Origin of the sequence: Bremerella sp. TYQ1 (assembly GCF_020150455.1) — a bacterium.
Lineage (GTDB): Bacteria > Planctomycetota > Planctomycetia > Pirellulales > Pirellulaceae > Bremerella > Bremerella volcania_A.
Window position 1 is genome coordinate 2019851 of record NZ_CP083740.1, and the last position, 26098, is coordinate 2045948.

19 protein-coding genes are annotated in these 26098 nt (G+C 55.4%); 9 read left to right on the plus strand and 10 right to left on the minus strand.

The genetic code is table 11. The features are described 5' to 3' along the window. Positions 1-549: 549 nt before the first annotated feature. From LA756_RS07595 to LA756_RS07605, 3 genes are all read right to left on the minus strand, one after another. A complete protein-coding gene (locus LA756_RS07595; protein WP_224439268.1) occupies positions 550-4896 on the minus strand; it encodes a GEVED domain-containing protein in 4347 nt (1448 codons plus the stop codon). A gap of 399 nt (positions 4897-5295) precedes the next feature. Then, on the minus strand, positions 5296-6828 hold the full coding sequence (locus LA756_RS07600; RefSeq protein WP_224439269.1) for a hypothetical protein: 1533 nt from the start codon (positions 6826-6828) through the stop codon (positions 5296-5298). 265 nt (positions 6829-7093) lie between these two features. Continuing rightward, positions 7094-7489 (minus strand): DUF2784 domain-containing protein, encoded by a 396-nt coding sequence (locus LA756_RS07605; protein ID WP_224439270.1) that lies wholly within the window; start codon positions 7487-7489, stop codon positions 7094-7096. A 438-nt stretch (positions 7490-7927) separates the two neighbouring features. Here LA756_RS07605 and LA756_RS07610 point away from each other — a divergent pair, with 438 nt between their 5' ends. Together LA756_RS07610 and LA756_RS07615 are read left to right on the plus strand one after the other, a co-directional pair. Then, positions 7928-8899, plus strand: a complete 972-nt coding sequence (locus tag LA756_RS07610; RefSeq protein ID WP_224439271.1) for a DUF1559 domain-containing protein — start codon at positions 7928-7930, stop codon at positions 8897-8899. Between the two features lie 127 nt (positions 8900-9026). Continuing rightward, positions 9027-9428 (plus strand): carboxypeptidase-like regulatory domain-containing protein, encoded by a 402-nt coding sequence (locus LA756_RS07615; protein WP_224439272.1) that lies wholly within the window; start codon positions 9027-9029, stop codon positions 9426-9428. 80 nt (positions 9429-9508) lie between these two features. Here LA756_RS07615 and LA756_RS07620 read toward each other — a convergent pair whose 3' ends face one another. Together LA756_RS07620 and guaB are read right to left on the minus strand one after the other, a co-directional pair. Further along, on the minus strand, positions 9509-10951 hold the full coding sequence (locus LA756_RS07620; RefSeq protein ID WP_224439273.1) for a hypothetical protein: 1443 nt from the start codon (positions 10949-10951) through the stop codon (positions 9509-9511). Beyond that, a complete protein-coding gene (gene guaB, locus LA756_RS07625) occupies positions 10890-12362 on the minus strand; it encodes an IMP dehydrogenase (protein ID WP_224440367.1) in 1473 nt (490 codons plus the stop codon). Before guaB ends, LA756_RS07620 begins: the two co-directional genes overlap by 62 nt. Positions 12363-12587: 225 nt before the next feature. Between guaB and LA756_RS07630 the strand changes: the two genes are divergently transcribed. From LA756_RS07630 to LA756_RS07650, 5 genes are all read left to right on the plus strand, one after another. Continuing rightward, on the plus strand, positions 12588-13217 hold the full coding sequence (locus tag LA756_RS07630) for a hypothetical protein (RefSeq protein ID WP_224439274.1): 630 nt from the start codon (positions 12588-12590) through the stop codon (positions 13215-13217). Then, complete coding sequence (locus LA756_RS07635) at positions 13214-13702, plus strand: hypothetical protein (RefSeq protein ID WP_224439275.1); 489 nt, start codon at positions 13214-13216, stop codon at positions 13700-13702. The genes LA756_RS07630 and LA756_RS07635 overlap by 4 nt, the downstream gene beginning before the upstream one ends. Positions 13703-13802: 100 nt before the next feature. Beyond that, positions 13803-14231: a hypothetical protein gene (locus LA756_RS07640; protein ID WP_224439276.1), complete on the plus strand. Its 429-nt coding sequence runs from the start codon at positions 13803-13805 to the stop codon at positions 14229-14231. Between the two features lie 164 nt (positions 14232-14395). Further along, positions 14396-15394 carry a DUF1559 domain-containing protein gene (locus tag LA756_RS07645; RefSeq protein WP_224439277.1) on the plus strand — a complete coding sequence of 333 codons (999 nt, stop codon included), beginning with the start codon at positions 14396-14398 and terminating at the stop codon, positions 15392-15394. After that, positions 15345-16874 carry a sulfatase gene (locus tag LA756_RS07650; protein ID WP_224439278.1) on the plus strand — a complete coding sequence of 510 codons (1530 nt, stop codon included), beginning with the start codon at positions 15345-15347 and terminating at the stop codon, positions 16872-16874. The genes LA756_RS07645 and LA756_RS07650 overlap by 50 nt, the downstream gene beginning before the upstream one ends. 13 nt (positions 16875-16887) lie before the next feature. Here the strand turns inward: LA756_RS07650 and LA756_RS07655 are convergent, their stop codons facing one another. Beyond that, complete coding sequence (locus LA756_RS07655) at positions 16888-18096, minus strand: hypothetical protein (protein WP_224439279.1); 1209 nt, start codon at positions 18094-18096, stop codon at positions 16888-16890. Between the two features lie 396 nt (positions 18097-18492). Between LA756_RS07655 and LA756_RS07660 the strand changes: the two genes are divergently transcribed. Continuing rightward, a complete protein-coding gene (locus LA756_RS07660) occupies positions 18493-19584 on the plus strand; it encodes a hypothetical protein (RefSeq protein WP_224439280.1) in 1092 nt (363 codons plus the stop codon). Continuing rightward, the gene (locus LA756_RS07665; RefSeq protein ID WP_224439281.1) at positions 19581-20654 is read left to right on the plus strand and encodes a hypothetical protein; all 1074 of its coding nucleotides are present in this window, start codon (positions 19581-19583) and stop codon (positions 20652-20654) included. Before LA756_RS07660 ends, LA756_RS07665 begins: the two co-directional genes overlap by 4 nt. A 71-nt stretch (positions 20655-20725) precedes the next feature. Here the strand turns inward: LA756_RS07665 and LA756_RS07670 are convergent, their stop codons facing one another. From LA756_RS07670 to LA756_RS07685, 4 genes are all read right to left on the minus strand, one after another. Then, complete coding sequence (locus tag LA756_RS07670) at positions 20726-22159, minus strand: inorganic phosphate transporter (RefSeq protein ID WP_224439282.1); 1434 nt, start codon at positions 22157-22159, stop codon at positions 20726-20728. A gap of 130 nt (positions 22160-22289) precedes the next feature. Next, positions 22290-23339: a hypothetical protein gene (locus LA756_RS07675; protein WP_224439283.1), complete on the minus strand. Its 1050-nt coding sequence runs from the start codon at positions 23337-23339 to the stop codon at positions 22290-22292. Positions 23340-23676: 337 nt separating this feature from the next. Beyond that, a complete protein-coding gene (locus tag LA756_RS07680; protein ID WP_224439284.1) occupies positions 23677-24516 on the minus strand; it encodes a hypothetical protein in 840 nt (279 codons plus the stop codon). A gap of 149 nt (positions 24517-24665) precedes the next feature. Beyond that, complete coding sequence (locus LA756_RS07685; protein WP_224439285.1) at positions 24666-26060, minus strand: hypothetical protein; 1395 nt, start codon at positions 26058-26060, stop codon at positions 24666-24668. Positions 26061-26098 lie beyond the last annotated feature (38 nt).

Below are 26098 nucleotides of genomic sequence, written 5' to 3' on the forward strand. Positions count from 1 at the left end.
GGGCTCGAGTAGTGAATTGCGGACAGCAACTTCCTGTCGCGGATCGGGAGACAAGACCTGAGGATCACAAAAACAAGGTAGGCAAGTTCCGATGGGGCAAAATGCTCGACATTTAGTCGATCCAAGTCGGATTATAATTACCCAGATTAACACAGCAAATTCTTACGGGGGGTTAAGCTCCATTTAACCCATTTAACTCGTGATGATTGCCCCGTCGCGTCTGACTCGTCGTGCAGCATCTCAAAAGGGGCAGCTCGAATTTCCGTTATCTTGTTGCTATATCAACACTTAGGAATCCAAAATCCGTGTGATCTCTAGCCACTTGGGTAGCTAGAAAACAGGGTTTGTCGACGTTTTGACGCCCTGACTTGCCTGCTAGTTCCCGCATTTCCCCTAGAATCTTGCCAATCCGATTAAATCTCGAATCGGTAAAATGCCGACCCGGCGCAATCGGCCTTCGTCAAGGCTGCCTGGTGCGTTTCGCGCAATCCATGAAAAAAGCCTCCCCGAGAGAGGGAGGCTTTTTTGCGTCTTAAAATGGGCCGAAATCTAGAAAGTCAGCAGCTCTTCTTCCCAATCGGCGTCAGCGAAGATGTCATCTTCCGAGTCGCCTGATTCCGCAGCGAAATCAAGTTCGTCGTCACTACCCCAAAGCAGATCGCTTTGCGTCGTTCCGAGCGAGCTGAACGTCGCATCTGCGAGATCTTCTTCGCTGACGATTTCCGTCTCGACGGCATTGCCTTCGCTCGAAGTCGGCGTCGACATCATGCTGGCGAAGATTGGCTGGAACACCGTGGCAGTACGCGGCTGAGTCGCTGCAGCGACTTCTGGCGTCGTTGCGACAGGAGCGACCGTTTCCTCTTGCTTGACGGCAGCAATCACTTCGACAGCAGGCGTGCTGGAAAGCGTTTCAACCGGATCGCTGGCAGCCGGTTCTTGCTCCAACGATTCTCCAGCCAATGGCGAGTTCATCATGTTGATGATTGCCAGCAAGTCGAGATTCGAGAATCGACCGTCACCGTTTACGTCGATGAACTTGGTGAAGTTCGACGATCCGCTGCCTAGGTTAGGCAGGTTACGAGCACCAACGGTTCGCAGTTCCTTCAAGATCGTTACATAGTCCAAACCGCTCAGGTTTCCGTCGTTATTCACGTCGGTAACCATGTTGGTGTTGTTAAACGCCAGTGTGCCCGATGCCGTTGGAGGCACGACTGGATCTACCGGCGAAACCAACGTGACCGTTGCGGTTGCAGTAACGCCTGCCGAATCGATCACGGTGTACTCGAACGTGATGTCTTCGGTCAGATCAACGACCCCAGAAGCGTCGAAGATAATACGTGTTCCATCGTCCGAAACAGTGATGTCCAGCGGTGGGGTTTCGACAGGGCTGATGTTCGTCACACTGCCGGCAACGATTCGCAGCGATCGATTGAAGAAGCTGCTGTCGTTCGCCAAGACATGGAAGACCTGATCGGCGGTGTCATCTTCGTACGAGAAGACATCGTCTCGAGCGGTCAAGCCACTGTCGGCAGGCTGAGTGATGAAGACTTTGTAGTCTTCAATTTCACCAAACGCATCGTTGTCGGTAGCACCGATGTTCAACGTCGGACCGACGCGGAATCGCATGTTCGCAGCCAAACGAGCCAGTTCCGGCAGAACCGAATCGTCAAACACGTTCGTTGGAATCGTGAACGTGTACTCGTTCTGGCCAGGAATCAACTTCACGTTGGTGAAGATGCGTTCGTTGGCGTCGTTGAAGTCACCATCTTTGTTTAGATCGAGCCAAGCGTTCATCACGACATTGTTGTGAGTCACGCTGGAAGTGATCGTTACCGTGTTGGTTCCCTTCTTAATACCGTTATTGAAGAAAACACCGTCATCTTCAATTGGGCTATTGCCGAGGTAGGCACCAGGAGCGACCGGCACCGAACCGCCCAGGCCGCTATCGCCCGAGTCGGAACCCGAGATCACACCGAACTCGAGTGGTGCACTCAGCGAAGCGGAACCGTCCGTGTTGATCGTGACGTAAACCGGATTCGTGGTCGTGATCACCGACCCAGCCGTTGGAACCGGCATGATCTGGAACGTACCGGAGTAGGCCGATCGCAAGTGGAACTGCCCCAACGCGTTCGAGGTCGCCGTTGGTTCGCACAGACCAATCAGACCGTCACCGTTATAGTCGATGAAGAACTTCGCCCCTGCGACACCCGACTCGATTGGATCACGGAAGCCATCCATGTCTAGGTCTTGAAACGCCAGACCAATCATTCCCTGGGTCGTACCACCAGGCACGTCTGAAGCGGCAATGACTTCATCGTTGTAGAAGGCAATTCCCGAAGCAGCGATCGAAATTGGTTCGCCCAGGAAGCGTTGTTCCAGCGAGAAGAAATCGTTATCGATGACATCGAAGTACTCTTCCGCATCGGCTGCGTCGACCATGGCTTCCGTCACGCCGATCAGCTGACCTTCAGCGGTGACTTCAAAGCCATCCAGTGGATCGAGGCCCGTTTGCGTTACCGCCGAAAGTGCCCCTGTCGGCAGGAATTCGTAGTAATCGTTGTCTCCACCGGAAGCACCAACCCAGAGGTCCAAACCGCGATCGTTCACGGCATTGGCCAGGTTATCTTCCACGGTTGCCCACAGAGCCATTTCCGAAGAGGAAAGGCCGTCCGTCACAGCATCTTCACCCGAAAGCATAATGATCAGATCGTGATTGATCAGTTCATTGAAGACAGCTGGATCGATGAAGTTGATATTGTAGTAGTCGGTTCGCTCGTATCCGGTCGCCGATTGCGTGCCGTTCGAGAACGACCAGGCAACGGCACCATTTCCGACCACGGCAATCGAGTATTCCGCCTTCGGAATTTCGGTTGCGGTACCCTTACCACGCAGGAAGTCGAGGATGATGTCGTCGTATCCGAGCTGACCAGGATTCGTGCCGTCGAGAATCGCGTGGTTGGTCGCAAAGAAGTTACCACCGATCGCCCCCGCGAACGAAACCGTTCCGTCCGGCAGCGCGACACCACAAGCGTCGACAACCGTCGAACCGCCGCCGCCTCCACCACCGCCCGAAACAGCAGGCGTTGCCGCAATGGCAGCGTAAGCATTGATCAGACCATGTCCGGTTTCGATATCAGGCCCGCTCGTGGCCATGTCGATGGCGGTATCTTCCAGAATGCCGTAGAGCTGCTCAGGAGTCAGGTTAGGATTCTTCTGCAGCATCAACGCAGCCACAGCAGCCGCGTGAGGGGCAGCAGCCGAAGTACCGAAGAAGTTCGGGAAGAAGTCGCTATCTTCCGGAATATCTTGACCGAAGAACGTGGTGTTCGTTCCGTCGGGAGCAACAAAGTCAGGCGTCTGACGATACTCAGGAACGTTCAAACGATTGCCGTCGAGATCGAAGAACGTTGGCACGCCACCAACCGACGAGAACGATTCCTTAACTGGTGGGTTGGTGCCGAAGACAGGCGTGTCATAGAACGCCGCAGCACCCACAGCCGCAGTACCCGCCGCCGTCACGTGACCAACAGCTGTACCGTCGTTGGTGTACCATTCGTTGACGGTCACGCCGGGACTGACAATCCAGTCGACGTACTTCAACAAGCCGGCATCGTCGCCCGAGAACTTCGAGATAACGATGTGGTAGCTAGTTTCAGTACTCAGGTTGACGTAACCGAGGAACTCAAACGGATCGCCGGTAACGACGTTCACGTCGACCGAGCTTGCGACCACTTCGTCGTCATCATCCAGCAAGTAAATGTCGTAGTCGCTTTGTGCCCCGAGGCCGCCCGCCGAAGCGTACGGCTGATCCCACTGCAGCACCACGCTGAAAACGCCGCCTGCCGGAATCGTCACACTCTGACGCACGTCGACACCGCTACCGGGATCGAAGTCGTGCAGGGTACCATCGACCACGTCATCGATGCCGCTGTCTTGGTAAGCGCCCTGGTAGCTGTCACGTCCGCTGTTCCCAGCGGCAGCGAAGTAGGAAACACCCTGGGCAACCACGATATCGATCGCTTGAGCGATGATACCATCCTGGAACCATGGTTCGTTAGCGTAACCGATGTCGTCGACAATCACGTCAGCGCCCGCGGCAGCCAACGCGAGAATACCGTTGGCAAAGTCGACATCCGAAATCCAGGCGGTGTAGAACATGATGTCCGCACCTGGAGCGACGTCGTGGATTAGCTGAGCCATCGCGCGACCTTCGTCGCTCAGACCAGGATCGAACGCCAACGTTACGTCCGAAAGAACCGTCACGTCATCTGGCAAGTCGCCCGAGGCAACGTCATCGGCATAGCCCCCCAAAGCATCGAAGCTGTCGGAGAGAACGCCAACAGTGATTCCGGTTCCATCAAATCCGAAATCAATACGAGCCAGATCGGACTGCATGGCCGGATCGGCTTGGCTGGTCGTATCACCGACATTACGAACCGGAGTAACCGCCGCGGCAACCGAGCGGATGCTGTCCAAGCCATTCAACGCATTCAGTTGGCTCAGAGGAATGCGAGCAGAAACAATCACGCCGAACGACTGCGTTTCGGTCGCACCGAGTCCGGCCAGATCGTTGATCACCGCATCGGCGTCGTTCATCGCAATCGCACGGATCAAAACCGAATCGTTGTTGATCGTGGCAAAGGGAGCATTGATCGCAACGTTGCCACCGTCGTAAGCAGGATCGGTGACTTGGGCATCGTATTGGCGGGCGATCGAGGCCAAGTTGCTGCTGAACTTATCCCACTGGGATTCGCTGCTGCGCTGTTCCACGCCAGGAGCAAAAGTTACCGGTCCCGGGGCATCGCCAAAAGTATTTCCAGCGAGGAGGCAGCGTACTTCTAATGCCTCCATTTGCTTAAGTTTGGACCGTTTTTGGCGCTTAATACCACGCTTCATGGGATTGCTCCTCACGCAGAGATGACTTCTCAGGGTTGATATGGACTAACGGCAGGGTAGAGGAAAGGTCACACAAACCAGGTGTCTCCAATGAAAATCACGCACTCTGGTCCGAGGAGAGAGGTCGCCACTGAGGTCCCTTCAGGCACCTTGCGCAAACTCCGTAATCTGGCCTCGCCCCGCCATTTAGGTAGTTCGACGGAATATACTTAGACTGACGATAGTTGCGAATGTTCCGTTTTTCTACCCATTTACCCAGAAATTGACAAAAACGATTCCCCCCGGCAGGGTGTTCCTTACCCGGGAAATCGTAATTACCCGTCATTCAGCGCATAAAAAAGGGCTGACAATTTTTGTCAGCCCTTTTTGAGTTGCTCAGAATCCCCTCGCAGGGATGGTTTACCACATGTACTCGAAACCGACCGTTGGACCGTGATAGACGGCGTTGCCGTTGTCGTTGACGAACGCCGAGCGTCCAGCCAACGCGGTTCCCAGTGTGGAAGCCCCACCGGTCTCGAAGTTGAACGAGTCGCTACCCAGGGCGATGCCGTCAATGTAGACAACCTGGTAACCGGCTCGCAGCGTTCCTCTTGGAATCACTTTGAAGGTGCTCATGAAACCACCTTCGACCACCATCGAGGCTCGTCGGGAAGCGGCCGATTCTTCAAAGGTGTTCGCTCCACCATTCAGGACGATCGTCGAGTCTTGGTTGGCACGGTTACCGTAGACACCAATTTCGCCGAACATCGACAGCGTCCAACGGTTGGTCAGGCGAAGAGCCGAGTCCATACCGAACTGAACACCGAACATGTCGTTGTCAGCGTCGACGGTGTATTCCAAGCTACCGCCGGAACCGACCGTGTTGTAAACCGCGTCGTCGTCAACTCGGACGTAGCGGAAACCAACCCACCAGCCGCTGTGCCACCAGCCACCTGGCGAAGTGAAGAAGCGTCGCATGTTCAACTCGAACGAATCAAAGCGATTCGACGTCGAGAACATCTGCAAGTCGCTGTTGTCGGTTTCGGCATAGCCGCCAACGGGATCGACACCGAAGCCGGAGAATGCAGAGAACAAGTTACCGCTACCGGTCACGCTTTGCGTCGAAGCCCAGTTACCAATACCGAGGTAGCTGAATTCCAAGTAAGTGCCTGGCGTGAACGTACGATTGAGTCCCAAGCGAATGCCACCTTGGTTGGTGAAGTCTGCGTCGTCCGTCGACAAAACCGGGTTATTCGCGGCGTTCTGCGAAGTGAGAACAAGCGGGTTGTTGCCTGCTTCATAGATGAAAAGCGTTGCGTCCACAACGACGTCGGCGTAGCGTGGAGCACTTCGTCCGCCATATTCGCTGAGGTCCCAAGCGTTGCCGATACCGCGGCTGAAGCCACAGTAAACGCCACCGCCACACAAGCCGCAGCAGCTACCGCATCCGGCTCCACCACAAGCATCGCAGCAGCCGTTTCCACGGTGCTTGCCGAGGTGACCGTGATGGCCACCCATGCAGTGTTGGCATCCGGCTCCGCCGCATGATTGGCAGCCATGGCCACCCCAGTGACCGGCTGGCATCACGTTCGGATCCATCATCGGTTGACCGGGTGCTCCGGGACCGTAGCCAGGTGCCATTGGCATTCCATAACCAGCCGGCATCACTCCCTGAGGAGCATACCCGGCGGCCATGCCTGGCATCATCATCTGGCCGTAAGGGTCCATCGCGACGTAAGGGTTCATCCCAGGCGGCATGTGCTGCCCTGGCTGCCCTTCCGGCTGGCGTTCGACACGCCAATCGCCGCTCGTGAATTGCTCAACGGCGGACGATTCTTGGCCGATCGTCTTCTGACCGGTGTGCTTTGCATAGGTTGTCTTTTCAGCGTTCGCCGTAGCGGCAAAAAACACTGTGGACAACGTTAAGGCGGTCCACAAGGTAGTGGCTCTCATGGGTTCCTCTTTCGCAATCGAAAGGCAACTGGATGGCCCAGTGGTCGACAACGGTTGGTGAATTAGCTATCTGCAGGTCGCCCTCAGGCGAACCTTTAGCGCGACTCAAGGTGAATCTTCGATACCTTCAACACAACCAATCGGCAAGGAAACGCAGGAAGAACCAACACTTTCAGCACGAGCCGCAGATATTTTGCAAATTAACACGCCGGCGCTGTCGCTAGCGGGCCAAATCGGCCTTGCCTTTTACAAAGACCTCCTATCTTCACACGCTTTCCGTAGAAAGAGCTACGCGATGCTTGCGCCACGAATAGACGTTTGTGACGATCGACATCAAAAAAGCTAGAACTCCTACGGCTGCGGTTGCGTAGGTAACCACCGTCGGATCGGAATCCCACCCGGTGACGCCATCAATACAGTACTTAATAAACGAGCCGGGCAGGGGGCTTTCGCCAAGGGCTCGCTTTACCTGCCAATGCCAGTCCGTGAATGGGCAGTAGCCCCAGCCGTAATAAGGACTCAGCACTGTCCAAGAGGCAAGCGTCAAAAGAATCAGGATCAAATGGGCTTTGCGGGTCCGCTCAAACGCCCAGCCCAACGCATTAAAAGCTGTCAGCGCCAAGTGAAAGAGAAGCAGGAAGTAGTCTAAGAAGATCAGCATCGCACGGCCTGGGGGGGAAAATGGGCTCGAAACTGGCACAGAGATGCCAGTAAGACGAGCTCCATTACGAGATAGATTTCGTGAAACGCCCCCTCTTGAATGGGGAATATCTAGTTAGGAGTCTCCTAATTCCCCGGCAGAGGCTTCATTCCGAGCATTTTTTTCTGACACAAAAGTGATTTTTCGCCAGAAAACACCACTCTTATAGGCTGCGGGTATCCGCTGCCATCTCGCTAAAATTGCTTATCTATTCGCCGCATACCCCCTAAGAAGATGCACTTAAGGCGCACTAGCGTACCTTAATGGCACTTTCGGACCATCTAACGCCCTCTCAGCACAAAACGGGTCGATGTAAATTATTTGATTTAGATGAAAAATAGTGCTACAACACCAGCCTCTTCACTTTTCTTTCTATTCTCAATTCGCTGGAGTCTAATCATGCGCGGAAAACGAGGGTTTACGCTCGTCGAGTTATTGGTGGTCATCGCCATCATCGGGGTATTAATCGCCCTGTTACTCCCTGCCGTTCAGCAGGCACGCGAAGCAGCACGAAGGATGAGCTGCAACAACAACTTGAAGAACCTGGTCTTGGGTCTTCACAACCACCACGATGTCTACGGGGCATTCCCTGCTGGGGCGGATCACACGGGAACTGGTGACCGTGAAATGTGGGGCTGGGGTGCTCGAATCTTGCCTTTTATCGAGCAAACAAGCCTTTATGACCAATTGCGTGTGCCTGACCAGTTCCTCAAAGTGACGCTGGACGACACCACGCTTCGGACGTTGACTCAGACCAAGCTCGATATCTTTATCTGTCCTTCCGATCCCGGCGGGCATCTCATGGATGGCGGCCAGATGAATGGCGGTCGAGGGCGTCACTTCAACGGGCTTTCCAGCGTCGACAACAACTTCCGTGTTGCCAAGTCGAACTACGTCGCCGTTTGCGGCATGTTCGATGTCGATCATCGTCGCAATAACGGCGTCATGTTCCGTGGCAGCGAAACCCGAATGGCAGACCTGACCGATGGTACCTCGAACACTTTCCTGCTGGGCGAACGCAACCGCCGCTGTGCTCAAGGGGCTTGGGTTGGTAATCGAAACGTCACCGGCGGTGGTCCTCAAGGGTGTGACTACACTTTGGGTCGCGTGACACTCGTTCTCAACGATCCAAGCAATGCTTCGCACCGCTGCACAGAAGGGTTTGCTAGCGAGCACCCCGGCGGCGGTCTCTTCGCTTACGCCGATGGTTCGGTTCACTTCATCGCCGACACCATCAACTACAACAACGCTGGCGTGAACGGGAACAACCAGAGCAACAATGATGCTCCACCCACGTTTGATCCCGCAGAATTGGGCATCTATCAGCGTCTCGGCACGCGGAACGATGGCCAGCCAATCGGCAAATCCTAATCGGTACCTGGCAGGCTGGAGGTCGAACAGTGCGTAACTGTTCGGCCTCCACCTTGATTTGATCTCTGCGACGGCGATGGATTGCTCGACCACGCCGAGACGACCCTTCTATTCTCTTGGCATGCTCATGAACCGAATCGTACCCTGGTCGCTACTCCTGGCGACAATATTGCTCTCTGGCTGTAATTCTTCTGCCAACGAAGGCGTGACCGGCACCATCACTCTGGATGGCCAGCCGCTGCCGGACGCGGATGTCGTTTTCACTCCGCAAGAGGGCGGTCGCCCCGCAATGGGCACGACCGACGCTTCGGGCAACTTCGAGTTGGTCTACACGATTCACGAGAAAGGAGCTCCGGCAGGCTCTTACATCGTGCGTATCAGAACTTCCCGTACCGAAACGGGCGAAAACGGACGTGACGTGAACACGCCGGAGAAAGTCCCGCCCAAGTACAACAATCGATCGGAGTTGATTGCCGAAATCCAAGACGGGGCGAACAACCACTTCGACTTTAAGCTCGAATCTGAATAGCTCTTCCAAGAAACGTTGGAAGGGCGAGCCTGGCGTGCAGGCTGCCCTTCCGGTCCAATCGCTCCCAGTAAGGAAGTTGTTTAGGGGATCCAGTAAACGGCCCCTAGCACAGCACCAGCTTGGAACGCGGCTCCTCGGCCACTCAGCGGTACCGGCGGAATCAGGTGTGGAGCACAGTTACCCGGTCGGTAGTAACCCAATGCGTAGCGGCATTCGGTTGGCGGGTACATGCCCATCTGGTATGGCAGCAGTGCGGCACTGCCGAAGAAGTGAGCCCCCGACAGGACAACCTGCGAGATTGGGCCGGTCGTGTGACCGTATCGTTCCAGGGCTCGGTCTTCAAAGTAAAGTGGCTTGTGACACAGTGCCGAAGCAGTCCAGTTGACTTCCAGTGGCGACCAATTGCGGCCCATGAAAGGCTGATCGGTCCAACCACATTCGTATGGCAAGTTCCAATGGGCAGTCAGGAAGCACTTCTCGTCGCTGCCCAAGTCTTGAATACGGATTCGCTTGATTTCGCTGCCGTTATCGATCAACACGCGGCGGTCACGAATGTCGAGCATGCGACCGTCAGCGACCAATTCGCCATGGATGTTTCGCCATTCACGTGAAGGGGCTTCCTGCATCGCTTGTGCTTGCATCGATTCAGCAACGGAATCGTCGTCTTCGTCCGGAGCAAATGGCGACGAGATGTCGACCGAAATGTTGCGGATGTTGAAACGTCCTAGTTCCTGACGAATCTCTTTGCAATTGCCCGACTCTTCGCAGCAGTTACGGTCTTTGTAGATCTGCTCGCAATCTGGATCGGAATTGTTCGGGATTTCTGGCTGTGTGCGGAACAGCGGTGGCGGCAAATCGTTCGAAGAACGTGGAGGCGTGCTCGGCGTCTTCGGAGTCATTGGCTTCACTTCCGGCATCGGCTCTTCCATGGGGGTGATGTCCATGGGAGCTTCTTCCATCGGGGTCGGCTCCATTGGAACCGGTTGCATCGGCGTCGGCTGCATTGGACGCGGCGTCGATGGGACTTCCAGCATTGGCTGTTCCATCATGGGCTCAGCAGCTGGAGGTGTCGTCGGAGGCGTATTCTGTGGCGTCGCAGGGGCCGAGAAACGGCTCGGTGGCGACGTTTGTTGTGCGGTGTACTTCGCAGCCTGATCCCCAAACGGATCGTTAAATGGATCGGCAGGAGCCGAAACCTGCTGGATGACCGAATGCCCATCGGCAGCAGCCAACTGGACATGCGAAACAGGCTTCACTTCGCTCGCGACAGGCTTCGCAGGCGTCGAAACCTTGGAAGAAGGACGCCACTTAAGGTGGCTTTGCGGGGTGGCCGTCTTTTCGATCGGTGCCGCATGGCCTGCAGAGGAGGGCAGGGTGCGCGGCGTTTGTGCTTCCGCGGCCGGCAACAGTCCGCCCAGGACCACGCCACCTTGTACCACCAAGGTGGCGACCAGCTTAAAGCTATTCGTTGTCGTGTGTCTCCGGGCTGTAGTTAGGAGACTCTTGAGTGATGGCGATGTCATGAGGATGGCTTTCCCTAACACTAGCCGAGGTAACTCGGATAAAGGTGGCGTCCTTGCGCAATTCCTCGATGGTTTTCGTCCCGCAGTATCCCATGCCGGCTCGTAAACCGCCGACAAGTTGATACACAAATGCGTTCAAATTCCCTTTGAACGGCACACGACCTTCGACCCCTTCGGGGACCAGCTTGCCACCATCGGTGACGCTGCCTTGTCGGTACCGCTCTTTGGAGCCTTTCACCATCGCTCCGAGGCTGCCCATCCCGCGGTAAACCTTGAAGGTTCGTCCTTGGTACAGGATCACCTCGCCGGGGCTCTCTGCCACGCCGGCGAACAATCCGCCGACCATGACCACGCTAGCCCCTGCAGCGATCGCCTTGGTAATGTCTCCTGAGAACCGAACGCCGCCGTCCGCGATGATTGGTATTCCGTGCTTCAGAGCGACCTGACTTGTGTCGTGAATCGCTGTGATCTGGGGAACACCCACCCCGGAAACAACTCGAGTCGTACAAATCGAACCAGGTCCGATCCCGACTTTCACTGCGTCCGCGCCCGCTTTGATCAAGTCTTCACATCCTTCCGCGGTCGCCACGTTGCCGGCGATCACGTCGATGTTCCAGTTCTTTTTGATCTCGCGAACGGTCTCGATGACATTCTTGGAGTGCCCATGAGCACTATCCACTACCAAAACGTCGACGTCGGCGTTGATCAGGCTTTGAACTCGGTCGAAGTCCATCACACCGACGGCGGCTCCAGCCCTCAAACGTCCCATCGAGTCTTTGGACGCTTGGGGGAACCGGTTCATCATGTCAATGTCTTTGATCGTGATGAGACCCGTCAGTTTGTAATCTTCGTCAACCAGTAAAAGTTTCTCCACCTTTTTAGCCGTTAAAATTTGCTCAGCTTCCGTAAGCGTTACGGTCCCCGTTGCTGTCACGAGGTTGCCTTTTGTCATAACCTCTGAAATAGAAAGGTCATTCGACTCGAGGAAGCGTAAATCGCGGCGGGTGATGATGCCAGCTAGCTTGCCATCATCTCCGATGATCGGAACGCCAGAAACGTGATGCTGATCCATCACACGCTTCGCTTCGTTCACCGGTGCTGTCGGTGGTAGCGTGACGGGGTCGACAATAATCCCGTTGGCCGATCGCTTCACCTTTGTGACTTCTTCCGTCTGAACCTCGGTGGAAAGGTTCTTGTGGATGATCCCCAGGCCACCCTCTTTGGCCAGCGCGATTGCCATCTCCGATTCGGTGACGGTATCCATCGGCGAACTGAGCAGCGGAATGTTCAGCGAGATGTTCGACGTCAATTGTGTCTTGGTGGTCACGTCCGCCGGCACAAAGTCGCTGTAGCGCGGGGCAAGCAGCACGTCATCAAACGTAATCGCGACTTTGGCAAAGCGATCTTCCATAGACATTCAAACTCCAGTCGGCAATGGAACCAGGCAAGTCAGGGTAGAGAAACCCTGTATTATGCACCAAAGCATGCACTCAAGGCAACGCATGGAACTTTAGAGAAAATTCGCAATCCAGAGGATTTCGCGTCCAAAAATCGACATCGACCGATTCCCCCACTAGTTGTATGGTGCCCGAATAGTTCATCCAATCCACATTCAGGGCAAGATAAGGATGCGATCATGCTTCGGAATCCAATCGCCATCGGGGCCGTTCTAGCCCTGTTAACGCTTTCCGTTCAGGCACTTGCCGCTGAACCGATGCCGCTACCTGCCGAGATGGTGACATTCAAACTCACCGCCTACGAAAAGACCGACGGTCCAAACCCCAAAGTGCTCGCCTCGCCAACAATCATGACCGTTACCGGACGGGAAGTCACCTTCCAAAGTGCCGGCCAGGTGAAATCCAAGTTCGATGCCAGCCCGCACGATATTGGTACGCAGTTCACTGCCGCTATCAATTCCCAAGGCAACAACAAGTATGAACTGAAACTGAAAGCGACCCTCGGCAATGTGAAAGTGCCCGAGCAAGATCCCGATACCGAATGCTTCATCGAACAAAAGCTGATGCTTCGTACCGTGATCGAATCTGGCACCACGAAACGAATTCAAGTTTCGCCTGGTCGTTGGTATGAAGTCACAATCGGCAACTCTAAGCTCATGCACTTCGAGTTAGGCAATGGACTAAACTCGCAGTCACCAACTAAGCCCTCTTCGACCAAGCAAACCAAATCTAATCCGAAATTCCACTACGAAGAAAATCCAAAGACTTATCTCAACAACCCAATCTACTACATTGAGAAGCAACCATGATCCGCTGTCACTTGCTCTGCGTTCTCATTGCGGTCGTCTTGGCGAAGAACGCTGTTGCGGAAGAAGCGGCGCCATCCCCGCAGCATCTCCTCTTGACCATCAAAATGCTCGAGCAGCGCGAAGGGCGAGATCGTCCGGTCACGTTGAACGAACCGAGCATGCACTGTATTGCCGGCCAGAAGTTCGATTACCTCTCCGGCGGCGAGGCGAAGCTTAAGTTTTCGGACGATCCCCAGCAGTACGAAACGTTCGGGCTCATCTTCTCTGGCAAATTGACTGCCCAACCAGGTGGCCGCTACGAACTGAAACTGAAATACACCCTCGGCGATGCTCCGCGCGAGTTCGATCAAAAAGAAACCGAAGTCTCGCATAGCGAAACCTGGAAACTACGCACCATCCTTAAACCGAAAAGCCCCCTCAAAATCCGGCTCGCCCACGACCGCTGGCTGGAACTTCGCTTGGTAGAAATCGATCCGCAGTTTTGATCAAACATGTTTGATTGTGACTTCGCACCTTCGTACACTGGCTCGGTCAACTGCGAACGTACAAAACTGACATCGGTCCAATCCATCAGAGAGGCTTCCTATGGGCGCTGCCTACTTCCTTGTTGTCGAAGGGGACACGACGCGGCAGACCATGTTGGATGGCAAAGCGTTGGCAACCGACTTTGATGCCATCGAGCGTCTGGCGAACAAGCATGGCTTGAAAACTCCGGACGATTACTTCTCGCAGTCGCCGGACGAAGCGATTGCGTCGATGGCAGATATCATGGGGGTCGAAGTCGAAGAACTATCCGACGAAGAAATCGCCGCCGCTCGGCAAGGAGCCGCCGACATCTGGTTCGATCCCGCCGAAGGCATCACCTTTGCTGCCCGTTTGATCGAACTGATTGAAAACGACCCTTCGCAAGTCGACAACCCCGAAGCGATCCTGCTCGATCTAAAAGCAATGCAAGACGACCTCACCCAGCTTCAATCCGAAAACAAACGCTGGCGATTCGCGGTTGATTTTTGAAATGTAGCCAAAGTCAGCTTTCGCCCATCTTCCGTTTTAAGAGCGATACCTTCGGCCGTTGTTCAAGTTTGATTTGACAGAAAACTTGGAAGATCTGACCGACCGCTTTATATTCAGGGGTGTCTCTTTTCTTCGCTTGGCATCTGACCGAACCAGGAAGTTTCATGCCGTTTCGTGGTGGGTTTACGCTCGTTCAGCTGTTCGTCTGCCTGGCGATTTTGGCGATCCTCATTGCAATCTTGCTACCCGCAGTGCAGTCAGCACGCGAGTCAGCCCGGCAAGTCCATTGCAAAAACAATATCCGCCAGACAATGCTGGCCGTTCAATCGCACCATGCGGCCCATCAATCGCTCCCTTCTTTCTACAACGGCACGTCGCTTCCCTATCCACTGAAGGAATGGGATCTGTTTCACATGCATTCGTGGCGAACGATGCTCCTGCCGGAGCTCGAACAAAGTGCCCTCCACGAATCGATCCAGTGGAAAGCCTTGGCCACCGACAACGCGAACGCTACCGTGGCCCAAACCATCGTGCCGACGTTCATTTGTCCATCAGGTGATAATCCTGCCAGGAAAGGGTGGGGGCTACATCACGATGCCACGCTCGATACGCAATCAGGGGTTGCTATGCCCGAAGACCGTTATCAGGTTACGCGCAGCGATTACGACGCGATGGCCGGCATTGAAGTGCTGCCGAATCCGTTCCCAACAGGAGCGAACCCTCATTCGGTCGATTACGTCCGTTGGGGAATTTGGGGCTGGGCCGTCTTCGACACGAAAACCACCAGCGGTTCTCGGCTGCTTAGTTACCGTCGCGGAAAGTTCCGCGATGTCACCGACGGGCTCTCCCATACAATCGCTATCGTCGAACGAGCAGGGAAGCCAACGCAACTACGTAACGGCAAGCCAGACATCACCTCCGACAATCCGCTGGCCGAATATCCAGGTCAAGTTGGCTGGTCCGCGAGCAACACATTCGCCTGGTCTTTTCATGGAGATTCAATTGGCGTCAACGCGTCAAATGTCCGCGGCATGTTCTCCTTTCACCCTGCCGGAGCCCACGTCGGTTTGGCGGATGGATCAGTCCGCTTCCTGCCTGAAACGACCACCTTCGATGCTTTGGTCAGCCTATATGGTCGCTCCGATGGCGGCCTTCCCGAATAACTTCCTTCGCCCCACTTCGCTTTCCTCCGACCTGACCTCCTTGCTAAGCCCCACCATCATCATGCGAACACGACTTCTCAGCTGCTTACTGCTCTTGCTTGCCACTTCCGGACTTTTCGCTCAGAACGAGCACCCCAACATTTTGATCCTGATCGGCGATGATATCGATCGCGATACGCTTGGCCCTTGGGGTGGGGCTGCTCGGACGCCGCATTTGGATCGACTCGCGAAAGAGGGCATGCGGTTAGATGCGGTGTATGCAAATGTCGCCATGTGTGCTCCATTTCGGCAAGAGCTGTACAGCGGCCGCGCCGCCTGGCGAACACGTGCGATGCCCAACCACAGCAAATCGGTCGAAGGAACCAAGAGCTTGCCGCATTATTTAGAACCGCTTGGCTACCGCGTGGGACTGCTAGGCAAAACGCATATCGGCCCGAAGGATGCTTATCCCTTCGATTACCTGGGCGATGTCAGCAAGAAGGAGGATGGCAACCCGCAGTTGGTCAAGCGTGCCACCAAGTATATCACCCAGGCACGCGACGCCGGCAAGCCATTTTGCCTGGTCGTCGCGTCCCACGATGGCCATGGCCCTTACACGACCGGCGATCCCTCGCAGTACGACGCCGCCACGTTGCCGCTGGAAAAGGATAAGATCGACACACCTGCGTATCGCCGAGAGTTTCAGCAGCACCTCGCCGAAGTGACCAACTTGGACGCGCTGCTTGGCGACTTGCGTGCGGTTTTGAAACAGGAAGAGTTGGCCGACAACACGCTCGTTATTTTCTGCTCGGAACAAGGAAACGCTTTTCCGTTCGCCAAGTGGACCTGCTTTAACGACGGTCTAGCCAGTGGCGTTGTGGTCGCAATGCCCAGCAAAATACCTGCCGGGTCATCCAGCAAGCAGCTTACCTGGATCGCAGATATCGCTCCGACGTTGCTTGAAGCGGCCGGGGGCGAAGCGTCCGCTGAAGACTTCGACGGCAAAAGCCAATGGCAAAATTGGACCGGTGCCGATCAGCCGGTGCACGACTACGCGTACGGAGCGTTCACCAATTGCAACATCATCGACAACCGCGATCGGGTCTTTCCGATCCGCTCCATCCGCGACACGCAGTACACGCTTCTCTGGTCGCCTCGGGCAGAAAAGACGATCACCTCAAACACGACGCTGACGCAGGCACTGCAGTGGATTCAGACCCCAGACATGAACGGCAAAGCGAACCCGGCCGCGTCTTGGGTTCGCAAAGCATTACGCACCGAATCGCCCGAAGCAATCGAGCTGATGCATCGCCTGCACAATCGACCAGAGTGGGCATTGTACGACCGCCAAGCCGACGCGGAAGAACTGAACAACCTGATCGACGACCCCCAGCATGCCGCGAAAGTGGAAGAACTCAAGGAAGCGTTGAACGCATGGCTTTCGCGCTGGGACGACGCTGATCCAGTCGCTACAGAACGAGGCTTCGTGAAACAGCGTTAGACGCGGATACGGTTTATCGCTTGCGTTTGACCGTCTTCCATAGCGGCGGCGTGCGTTCGAGTTGGTAGGCCTGAGCGAACGGTTCTTGGCGGACGCGTCGTGTTTCCGCGTGCGTGACGGCAAACAGAGGCAAGATCGGCGTGCCGTCGGCTCGCGTCTCGTAGGTTTCGCCTTTCTTTTGGCACATCAGCAGGCCGCCCATTTTTCCGCCAGGCGTTTCTCCGATTAAGATGTCGATCTTCGCTGGTCCTTTCAGCTTGATCCATTTGCCGGCGTAGGCGGTTCGTGTTCCGGAAACGCCAGGGCCGCCGAATTCCTGGCGGAGCGAGTCGTCGTACGTTCCTTGCCCGACATTGACCATCGGTACCCACGATCCATCCAGCACCGGCTGGTTGTTGACGTATACCATCAGCATGTCGTCGAAGAATCCGACAAACCGCCATTCGCCATCGTCAGGCGGCTCGACCACTCCGGTGTAATGCACAAACCAGCCACGCGGCTCGACTTCCCCTTCCACGTTGAATGCCCGCGGAGCATCCTGGGCGTCGGTCGCCGGCGGAATGAGCAGCTGCGAAAGATACAACTGCGTCTGGGCCTCATAGAAATTCTGCGTCACCGAATCCGACACACCACTGCCGACAATCTGGTTCATCGTTTGAATGTAGTCCGGAAACTGGCCCGAGTAGGGCAGCGGCTGGCGACTACGATTCTGCTTCAAATCGAAGAACCTTCCTACGAGACCTGTTCCGTACATCCCGCCGCCCGATCCACTGGAACCACTTCCGGCCGAACCAAACGCGGAACCTTCGCTGCCGCCGATCTCTTGCATGAGCGAATCGCCGGTCAGCATCGATTCGAGACTTGCGACCGGTGTCAACGCGTTGGTCGAAATCTCGACCGCTTCGACTTCCACCAGCGGCGTTTCCAGGCTCTCGGCAATCGGCATTTCGGCAGCCATCTCGCTCAGCGAACTTTCCGCTTCCAGTTCGGTGAACTCGAAGTCCTCGAAGCTTTCCATCTCGAGCGCCTCTTCGCTATCGGAAGTCGCGTCGATGACGATCATTTCCGGCTTCTTCTCGATGCCAAACGTCAGCAAGGCCAGCAACAGCAAAAGCAACATGTGCACGACGGCACTTGTCAGCATCGGCAAGACGCGAGCGAGAAGCCCGCGTGGTGGCTGCGAGTCGGTCGACGGTGGCGAATCAGTTTCAGTCTGGTCCATGGATGCCTGGGTTCAACTTGGGAAGCGCGCAATGTATCGGTCGCTGTTAATGCAAAGCCAATGCCGGTCAAGCGGCGACGCACTTCCGAGTGTGAAGCGAAAACTTTCTGCAATTTCGGTTCACAGCAGCCAACACCGCACGTCACCGCCCAATGCGTCAGGTCGTTGGCCGAAGCAGTGCCGGTTTTCCCTTCGCCTCCGCCGAGGATTTCCCGCTCAATTTATTTGGAAAACATTCTCCTAGGCACTTCGCCCACCTCCATGTGCTCAATCGCGCGACGTTGATGTCGCTTTCGACGACACGCGTTTCGAGCATTCGTGCCAACAAAAATGCGTGCTTCGGTCTTCCTTATCCGTTAGGGTAAGCGATATCCCCCAAGCTTAAGGAGATGCTCGATGCTTGCTCGTTGGATGATCGTTGCCGCTGGGTTGGCGTTTCTACCGTTGTCGCTGACTGCCCAGGAAGTGGCTCAAGAGCCTCTTTTGTCGGAACGTTTCCCCACCCCCGAGCAAGGCGTCATGCGGTTTCGCCATACGCTGACGCAGGAGTTCGCCGGGCTGAAGGTCGAAACGGTCGATGACGTCATTCAGCTGCACGAAAAGATCGATGCGCTGAACCTCACGCCGCAGCAGTTTGAAGATGGCCAGTGGTATCGGCTACTGGGGATCGAGAAGATTCCTCGCAAACTTCCGCCACCACCGCCACTACCACCAGGCTCGAAAGCGGAGAATGTCATCACGTTTCCCGAATGGCGAGCGGCTGAAGTAGTCTTTCGCCCGAATCACATCGTTCAGCGCGACTTCATGGATGACGAATACCAAGGAATCTACGCCGAAACGCCGCAGTCTTCGCTCGATATGTCGATCACTCCGCGAACTCGCCAGATCCGCCACGACGAGCCCGGCGGGCAGCGTTTCTACTACCGCAATCAACGCGTCCTTCTCTCCCGAGAAAAAGACCTTCTCGATCGCACCTACACGACCAAGAAGCTTGGCCAGCGGGAGTTGATCACCGTACCGATCAACGAACGATTCGAGACCCTTTTCCTCGTCGACCCCAACAGCGACTCGATCCTCGCGAGAATCTTGGCCGGCAACAGCAACCGCGTCGGCAACTTCACGCTTCACTTCCAGCCGCAACTCCCCAACGAAAAGCACGACATTTCCATTCCGAGCTACTCCATCGAGTTCCGTGGCACTGGCGGCGCCACATGCCGGACTTCAAGTTACGTTCTGACGGAAGTCGACTTCAACACGCCGGTCGAAGAGAAGCAGCTTCAAGTGCCTGGTAAAAAGGGAGACCTCTACGTCGATGGCAACAGCTTCCATCGCTTCAGTACGCGATTGCCATTCGACATCGAAGACGTCTCCGCACTCACCCCCATGCTGGCACAAAAACTGATCCAATCTGAACAGCGACGGCAAGCCGAAGAACGTCGAAAGCAATTGGAAGCTGTCGATGCGGAGGAAGAAGGAGCCGAGCTATGAAGTACGGGATGGTCTATCTTGCTTGCCTCCTCACCACCATCGCCTGGCTGATGGTCGGCTCGACGCTTCTGGCCCAGGAAGATGCGGTCACAATGAAGATCGAGCAGCGTTTTGCGATCCCGGAGCAGGGGCATCTCGAGTTTCGCCAGGCGTGGGTTGGTGACATGTCGGGACGTTCCATCCAAACCGAAGCCGACGTCCTGCAACTGCTGGAAGAGCTTTCGGCTCTTCCTTTCGACGACGCGAAGATTCAATCGTGGGAGTTCTTCAAGCAAGTCGGGCTCACCAAAATCGAGCGACCGCCCCCCAAGATTCCGCCTGGCCCCGATGTGAAATTCGAGCGTCTGCCTGACTGGGCGAAGACGACCGTCGACTTCGATCCCAAACGATTCATCCAGCACAAAGTAACCGGTGGTCACACGTTCCTAGCCGCGACAACCCCCAAGGCAACCGTAAACGTCCGAAAGCATAAAGACTTTCACCAAGTCTCGCACTTCGAGCCGACAACATCGAAACGCCTCGACACAGGAACCATGGACAATCTTTTCCTGCGAAAAACCTTCCGGGACGATACTCTCTTTACCCGCCGCGTCGATGGCGAACGAGAATTCTGGACATGGACAGGGCCGAAGTCGAAGATAGTTTATGTCTCTCGTCCTGGCCAGGACCGCATCGATGCGGCCTATGGCATCATTCGCGGGCGTGTGAACCGATGTGCGTTCTTCCTCGATCCACAGCCTCCCAAAGACCCGGATGGCATCTGGGTCCCGCGACTTTCGCTTCGTCTACGACCGTCACGAACCGAAGAGATCTCGTACCACGCCGCCCTGATCGATCAAGCCGACTTCGCCACGCCGGTTTCGGACGAAGCGTTCCAAGTGCCAGTCGAGAAGGGTGTCACCTATCACAGCAAATTGACCACCACCAAGATGCCATTCCGACTCGACAATATCGCGAAGCTATCGCCAAAGACTGCCAACGACTTGATCACCGCTTACAATCATAAGAAATGGCAAGACCGAAAGCTGAAAGAACTGGAAGAGTCAGAAGAACCAGCCGCCGATTTTTAGCTAACGATTCCCTCAGTACGGTTCTAATCCCTCAACAACCGGTGCCATGCCGTCGTCTTCGTCGGCATGGCTTACGCTAGAATTCGATTCAGCATGACGCCGGTGAACATGCCGAGCATCATACAGCCAGGCAGCGTGGTGACCCAAGTCAGGACGATGCTTTTCAGTGTGGACGTGTTGAGATGCTCGTCAGGCGATGCGACCACGGTGCCAGCGACGCCGGAAGAAAGGACGTGGGTTGTGCTGACCGGCATGCCACCGATGTCGGCCATAAAAATCCCGATCATCGCCGAAAGCTGAGCGGCCGTTCCCTGGGCAGGATTCATGTGCGAACTACCCATCTTTTCCCCCAGCGTCGTCACGATGTTCTTGTAGCCAATCGCTGTGCCGCCGCCGAGAGCCAACGCCGACAGTACGATAATCCACATTGGGACATACTCGATGAATCGGTCGAGCTTCCGATTGGCAGCATGCAGCTTCTTGCGTTCATCGCTGGTCAGCCTGTCCATCAGTTTCGCATCACGGATCGTGTTGGAAATGGCCTGACGCAGATCGAGAATAGCAGCTCGCATCTCGATCCCTTCCTGTTCGCTCAGTTTTTCGGTCCGTTGTTTCTGGACCAGTTTCTCGACCAGGTCGCATTCCTGCATTAGCTGTTGACTGCGTGCCCCGATCTTTGGATCGTCCTGGACGGTCGCTGCGACCTGTTTAATGTCGCCGATCGCCTCAGCACCACGCTTCAACGAATTGTCGTCCAGCCGGTTCGGATTCAAGCCGTATAGGCTGGGAGCGATACCGAACATCACCAACATCATCAGACCGATACTCTTCTGTCCGTCGTTGGTTCCATGCAACAGCGACACCCCGGCAGAACTGGCGATTAAGATCGACCGCACCCAGCCTGGCGGGCGCGTATGTTCTTCGGCCGGACGAAACAGGGCATCGTTCTTGACCAGCAACTTCAAAAGTTTGAAGATCAAATAGGCCAGCACAAAACCAACGATCGGCGAGATCAGCAGCGTCAATAGAATCCCTTGAGCTTCGTGCCAATTGATCTGCTGAGCAATTGGATCGCCGATCAGAAACGCGTGGGCCATCGCCACGCCCATGATCGACCCAACATAGGCATGCGTTGTCGAGTTCGGAATGCCCAGCCACCACGTGCCGAAGTTCCAAGTCACCGCAGTCACAATCAGCGCCAACAGCAGCGATGCCTCGTATTCTGTATTGATGCCTGCGACCATCTCTTTGGGAAGCATGTAAACCAACGAAAACGCAACCGCCGTTCCCCCGATCAGCACCCCCACGAAGTTGAAGAACGCCGCAATCGCCACGGCAATCATCGGGTGGAGCGACCGCGAGTAAACGACTGTTGCAATCGCATTGGCCGTATCGTGAAAGCCGTTGATCGCCTCTTGAAACAAGATCAGCGCGAAGACAAACAGCAGCATCCAAATCGGAGCATCCGGCACGTTTTGCAAATAGCTGGCAAACGAATCGTCCATGATCGGCTTTCAGGGCAGTGGATCACCTGGCGAAAGGGCACGCACAAGTATCTATCGGAATCTGCCCCCAAGCACCAGCAATGCTCGGCATTCTTCACGGGAATATCATTCGCGTTGCCGCTGATCTGCATTAGGGCTTATCGCTGACCCAGTCGATCGTTTGCCACTGATCGTTGTCCCAGTACAAGATTCCATCGTGATTCGGGAAGACCGTCATCCAGCTCGAAAACTGTTTGTCGGTACCGACTTCGGCCAATTTCTTTGGCTTCGGGTCTTCCTCGCGGAGGTCGATCACCGAAACGATTCCTTCGTACCACTGATACGCAAACGGCCCCTTGGTGACAAAAATTCCTCGAATGTCGTTGCCACCCCACGCCGAAACGACTCGCTCTCCGGTTTTCGCATTCACGACCAGCACACTGCCAACGATGACATACGTGCCATCAAAGCCTGTGGCTTCTGAATTCTTAAGTCCGAAACCTTTGTGTCGTTTTTCAATCGGCGTGATCGTTCGCTCTTTGGTTTTAAGATGGAACCGGTGAATCTTCTCCTCGTCGAGCCACACCAAAAAGTCGCCACTGCGAGCCGGCTCGCTGTGGCCGAAAACCTTTTCCCCGCGCGGGACAATTTCAACTTGATTATCGAAGTCCAACTTGCGGTCTTTGCAGGGAATCCAAGTTGCCCGACCGGCTGGAACGTCTGGCCCAAAGCCAGGCAAATCTTCCTGGACGATCAAACCATCGACGTAGCGTTTCACGATATTGCTGACATACTTGTCGCCGACATCGATCGTACCGTCCAATTCGCACCACGCGAAGCGATCGTGATTGTTGACAATCGTCAGAAGAACACCATCCTCTTGCATCAGCAGCGCCGGCCCAGGGTAGGAAGAGTTCCTTTCCACAAGAGCAAACCGTGCTATCGGTTCGCCTAGTTTTTGACGATAGTAGCGATGCTCGAATAACGACCATCTCGGTCGAGGGGTCGGAGTGAGATTTTTTGAGACGACCCACAATGCCCAGTGATCGTTCACCGCGACCACGCGAGCCGTGGGATGCTTCGCCGGATCGATCACTTCCGGCTCTTCCGCTGAAGCGAACGAGTCCATTCCCGAAACACACAGACACAGAATCCCGCAGCAAAGTTTCAAGAATGCGAATCGAAGAGCGTTGGCGACCATAGCTCGTTTCTCCTTCGCCACATTCTAGCCCGGCAGGTGACATCATCGCGAGCAATTAGCCAAGAGAATCGGCAGGCCAGGGGGGGTGAGATTTCAGCCGGCAAGCGGCCCCAGGAAGCGAATCGGAGATGAGGGGCCGACCTTTTCGCTTGTTTCTTCCATTATATGCGAGTTTGCGCACAGTCTACAAGAAGTTTTCAACAAATAGCGTTCACCCTTGCGCGAACTAAGGGCGTTTTCAGGGTTGGTTTTCAGCAGGCAAAAAGAAAATGCTTGCCGCGCGGACACAAATCAGGTCTGCTGCCGGTTGCCTGCGCACCGAGCGTTGCCGCAGCCGTTACTCGACTTCATCGAACAACCGCCGCTGCGTCCGCTTGTTGCGGAACAACCCGGTTTTAGTCGTCGTTGGTTGCATCGCCTCGGTGGCAACTTCGTAGTTGAGCAGCTGAACGGTGGTCTTCGATTTCAGCTTCCCGTTGGCATCGTAAGCGGTCATCCAAGTGCCGACCACAAACCCAGGAACATCCGCACATTGCGCTTCGACGGTCTCGGTCGTTTCGTCCGGCGAAGTGGTCTTCTGCACGATGAATGCGACCGTCTTGATCTCGGTCAGCACCGGGTACGGCTTATTGACTGCGATCACTTCCGACACCATCTGCTTCTGCGGCGCGTCGGCACCTTCGGGTGTAAAACGATGCTCGCGACGCAAAATGAACGGTGGTGTCTTAGGGTTGTAGAAGATCTTCCCGGTAATCTTCGTCGGCTCGTTCAGAACTTGCATTTCGCGAATTTCGCAGGGATAAGACTTCCCCAGGATCGAAAGGTTTTGCTCGCCACCAGGCGTGATCCGTACGTGCTGCGTACCGCTCTGTCCGTTGATCCCGCTGCGAAATTCCCGAATCGGCTTTTCAAAGACCTGACCGCTGACTTCCGACTTCGCTTCGCGTTCGAGCACGATGTAGTCTTTGCCGACTTCTTTTAAGCGAATGGTCAGCGTCGTGGTCATCGACGAAACGAGTTCGCCTTCTTTGAACGTCTCGGTGACCTGTTTGATCTGCTTCCACGAGCCTTCTGGAAAGCTGGCCCACTCGTGATGTTCGTGCGGGACGAGCAGTTCCTGCGCTTGCCCCAGCGTGGGCAAAATCAGCATGAACAAAATGGCAACTGCTCGCAGCATCGATGCAAATCCGGTCGATATGGTTGAAGACGTAGTTGCTGATCGAGTTGACCCTGTTAACAAGAGCATTCGAGTCAGCTTTATCTTGCCTAAGCTACCTTATCTTGGCTCAACGTACACCGAAGAGGGTGGATTTAGCCCTTCGTTGCTTATGTTTTTTCGGGATTTCCTGTTTCACACCCCTCGTGCGAGCCATTTTCCGGGACCAATTTGCTCACTATCTGAGCATCGTTCCGAGGGAAGACGGTCCGCATATCCAGCACAATCCGCCCCTTTTCCGCCGCGAAACTTGCCACGGAAGGGAACGCTTGAAGGTGAGCCAGCAGCGGTTCCTGCCCTTCGGCAGCTGCTTGAATCACGATATGGCGCGTGGGCAATTTGAGCCCGCCAGGCAGCACGCAGACTTCCGCCGACTCGGTTTGGGCCTCCGCAATCCATGGCGAACTGACCAATTGCTCGGCCAGCCGCGTCGCCCTCAAGTCAAGATTTTCCGGCATCGTCGAAAGCAACGAACGAACAGGAATGCGGTCGTCAATCCGTTCGCCAGATTGATGAATTCGCAGACAAGCTTCCAATTCTGCCAGCGAAACCGAATCGGCCCGAAGGTACTCCACGATCGGCAACTTGGCGATCTGTTCGAGACTCGCCGAGTTGCCTAAAACGATTCCACAGCCAGGCCCGCCTAACAGAAAACCGGCACCAAGCATCACCACATTCGCACCGGCCTGGATGGCTTGCTTCGCTCCGCAAAGCCCCAGTTCTTCATGCAGCGAATCCGTTTCCAGCCCAGCGACACCCACAGTAACCCACATGGATGCTCCTGCCGATTTGAGCTTCTCCAGCGCGTCGGCGGTGGGTGGAATCGCTTTAGCGCCTTCGCTCCAGAAGTTCGTGCGGTCGAACCAAAAAAGCCGCTCTGCCTGTCCGTTGATCTCTGTCGAAAGTTGGCTCAAATCTGTTTCGTTGCTCGAGCCTATTTCTTTGACGCCGGCTTCTTCCAGCAACTTGGGAAGGGCAATTCCGTCGAACGTTGCCGACATCTGCGAACGTGGCACGACGGTGCTGACTCTGTGCGAAGCTTGAGCGAGCAGAAACGCCGCCGCTTTTCGATCTTTCAGCACCAGTGCCGATTCCGCTCCGGTCATGTCGCATAGCAGTTGTTCGATCGCCTGGCGGTAGCTTTTCTGCGACGATGCTTGCAGGTAATCGTGACGGCGAGCATGGGCTTGAACGACAATCTCGTCAGAAAGTGGTCCCACTGGGAACTCGGTCGACAGCACCTGGCCGCTGGCGTTGATCACCTCAGGCCGGCCGAGTCCTTGTTCGCCGAGAATCCAATCCGATATCTCGCTGGCTAGGCTTTGCAGCGACGTATAGGGCAGGGCAGGGGCTGCTTCCATGGCCAGCTTTTGATACGGCTGCAGATAGGCCTTCACACCGGCGGCAACCGTGCTGCTGGAAACCTTGTGAGCCAGTTCTTTCAGCGGGCGCAATTCCATCAGTTGCGAGATCGACGGAATACGGTTCACAGGCGAATCAGACATGGGGCAACCTTTCTTTCAGCAGGAACTTCAGCCCTCTA

Excerpts from the sequence above, each read along its gene's own strand:
- LA756_RS07595 (WP_224439268.1), bottom strand. The coding sequence starts at position 4,896 with ATGAAGCGTGGTATTAAGCGCCAAAAACGGTCCAAACTTAAGCAAATG.
- LA756_RS07600 (WP_224439269.1), bottom strand. The coding sequence starts at position 6,828 with ATGAGAGCCACTACCTTGTGGACCGCCTTAACGTTGTCCACAGTGTTT.
- LA756_RS07605 (WP_224439270.1), bottom strand. The coding sequence starts at position 7,489 with ATGCTGATCTTCTTAGACTACTTCCTGCTTCTCTTTCACTTGGCGCTG.
- LA756_RS07610 (WP_224439271.1), top strand. The coding sequence starts at position 7,928 with ATGCGCGGAAAACGAGGGTTTACGCTCGTCGAGTTATTGGTGGTCATC.
- LA756_RS07615 (WP_224439272.1), top strand. The coding sequence starts at position 9,027 with ATGAACCGAATCGTACCCTGGTCGCTACTCCTGGCGACAATATTGCTC.
- LA756_RS07620 (WP_224439273.1), bottom strand. The coding sequence starts at position 10,951 with ATGACATCGCCATCACTCAAGAGTCTCCTAACTACAGCCCGGAGACAC.
- guaB (WP_224440367.1), bottom strand. The coding sequence starts at position 12,362 with ATGGAAGATCGCTTTGCCAAAGTCGCGATTACGTTTGATGACGTGCTG.
- LA756_RS07630 (WP_224439274.1), top strand. The coding sequence starts at position 12,588 with ATGCTTCGGAATCCAATCGCCATCGGGGCCGTTCTAGCCCTGTTAACG.
- LA756_RS07635 (WP_224439275.1), top strand. The coding sequence starts at position 13,214 with ATGATCCGCTGTCACTTGCTCTGCGTTCTCATTGCGGTCGTCTTGGCG.
- LA756_RS07640 (WP_224439276.1), top strand. The coding sequence starts at position 13,803 with ATGGGCGCTGCCTACTTCCTTGTTGTCGAAGGGGACACGACGCGGCAG.
- LA756_RS07645 (WP_224439277.1), top strand. The coding sequence starts at position 14,396 with ATGCCGTTTCGTGGTGGGTTTACGCTCGTTCAGCTGTTCGTCTGCCTG.
- LA756_RS07650 (WP_224439278.1), top strand. The coding sequence starts at position 15,345 with ATGCTTTGGTCAGCCTATATGGTCGCTCCGATGGCGGCCTTCCCGAAT.
- LA756_RS07655 (WP_224439279.1), bottom strand. The coding sequence starts at position 18,096 with ATGGACCAGACTGAAACTGATTCGCCACCGTCGACCGACTCGCAGCCA.
- LA756_RS07660 (WP_224439280.1), top strand. The coding sequence starts at position 18,493 with ATGCTTGCTCGTTGGATGATCGTTGCCGCTGGGTTGGCGTTTCTACCG.
- LA756_RS07665 (WP_224439281.1), top strand. The coding sequence starts at position 19,581 with ATGAAGTACGGGATGGTCTATCTTGCTTGCCTCCTCACCACCATCGCC.
- LA756_RS07670 (WP_224439282.1), bottom strand. The coding sequence starts at position 22,159 with ATGGACGATTCGTTTGCCAGCTATTTGCAAAACGTGCCGGATGCTCCG.
- LA756_RS07675 (WP_224439283.1), bottom strand. The coding sequence starts at position 23,339 with ATGGTCGCCAACGCTCTTCGATTCGCATTCTTGAAACTTTGCTGCGGG.
- LA756_RS07680 (WP_224439284.1), bottom strand. The coding sequence starts at position 24,516 with ATGCTGCGAGCAGTTGCCATTTTGTTCATGCTGATTTTGCCCACGCTG.
- LA756_RS07685 (WP_224439285.1), bottom strand. The coding sequence starts at position 26,060 with ATGTCTGATTCGCCTGTGAACCGTATTCCGTCGATCTCGCAACTGATG.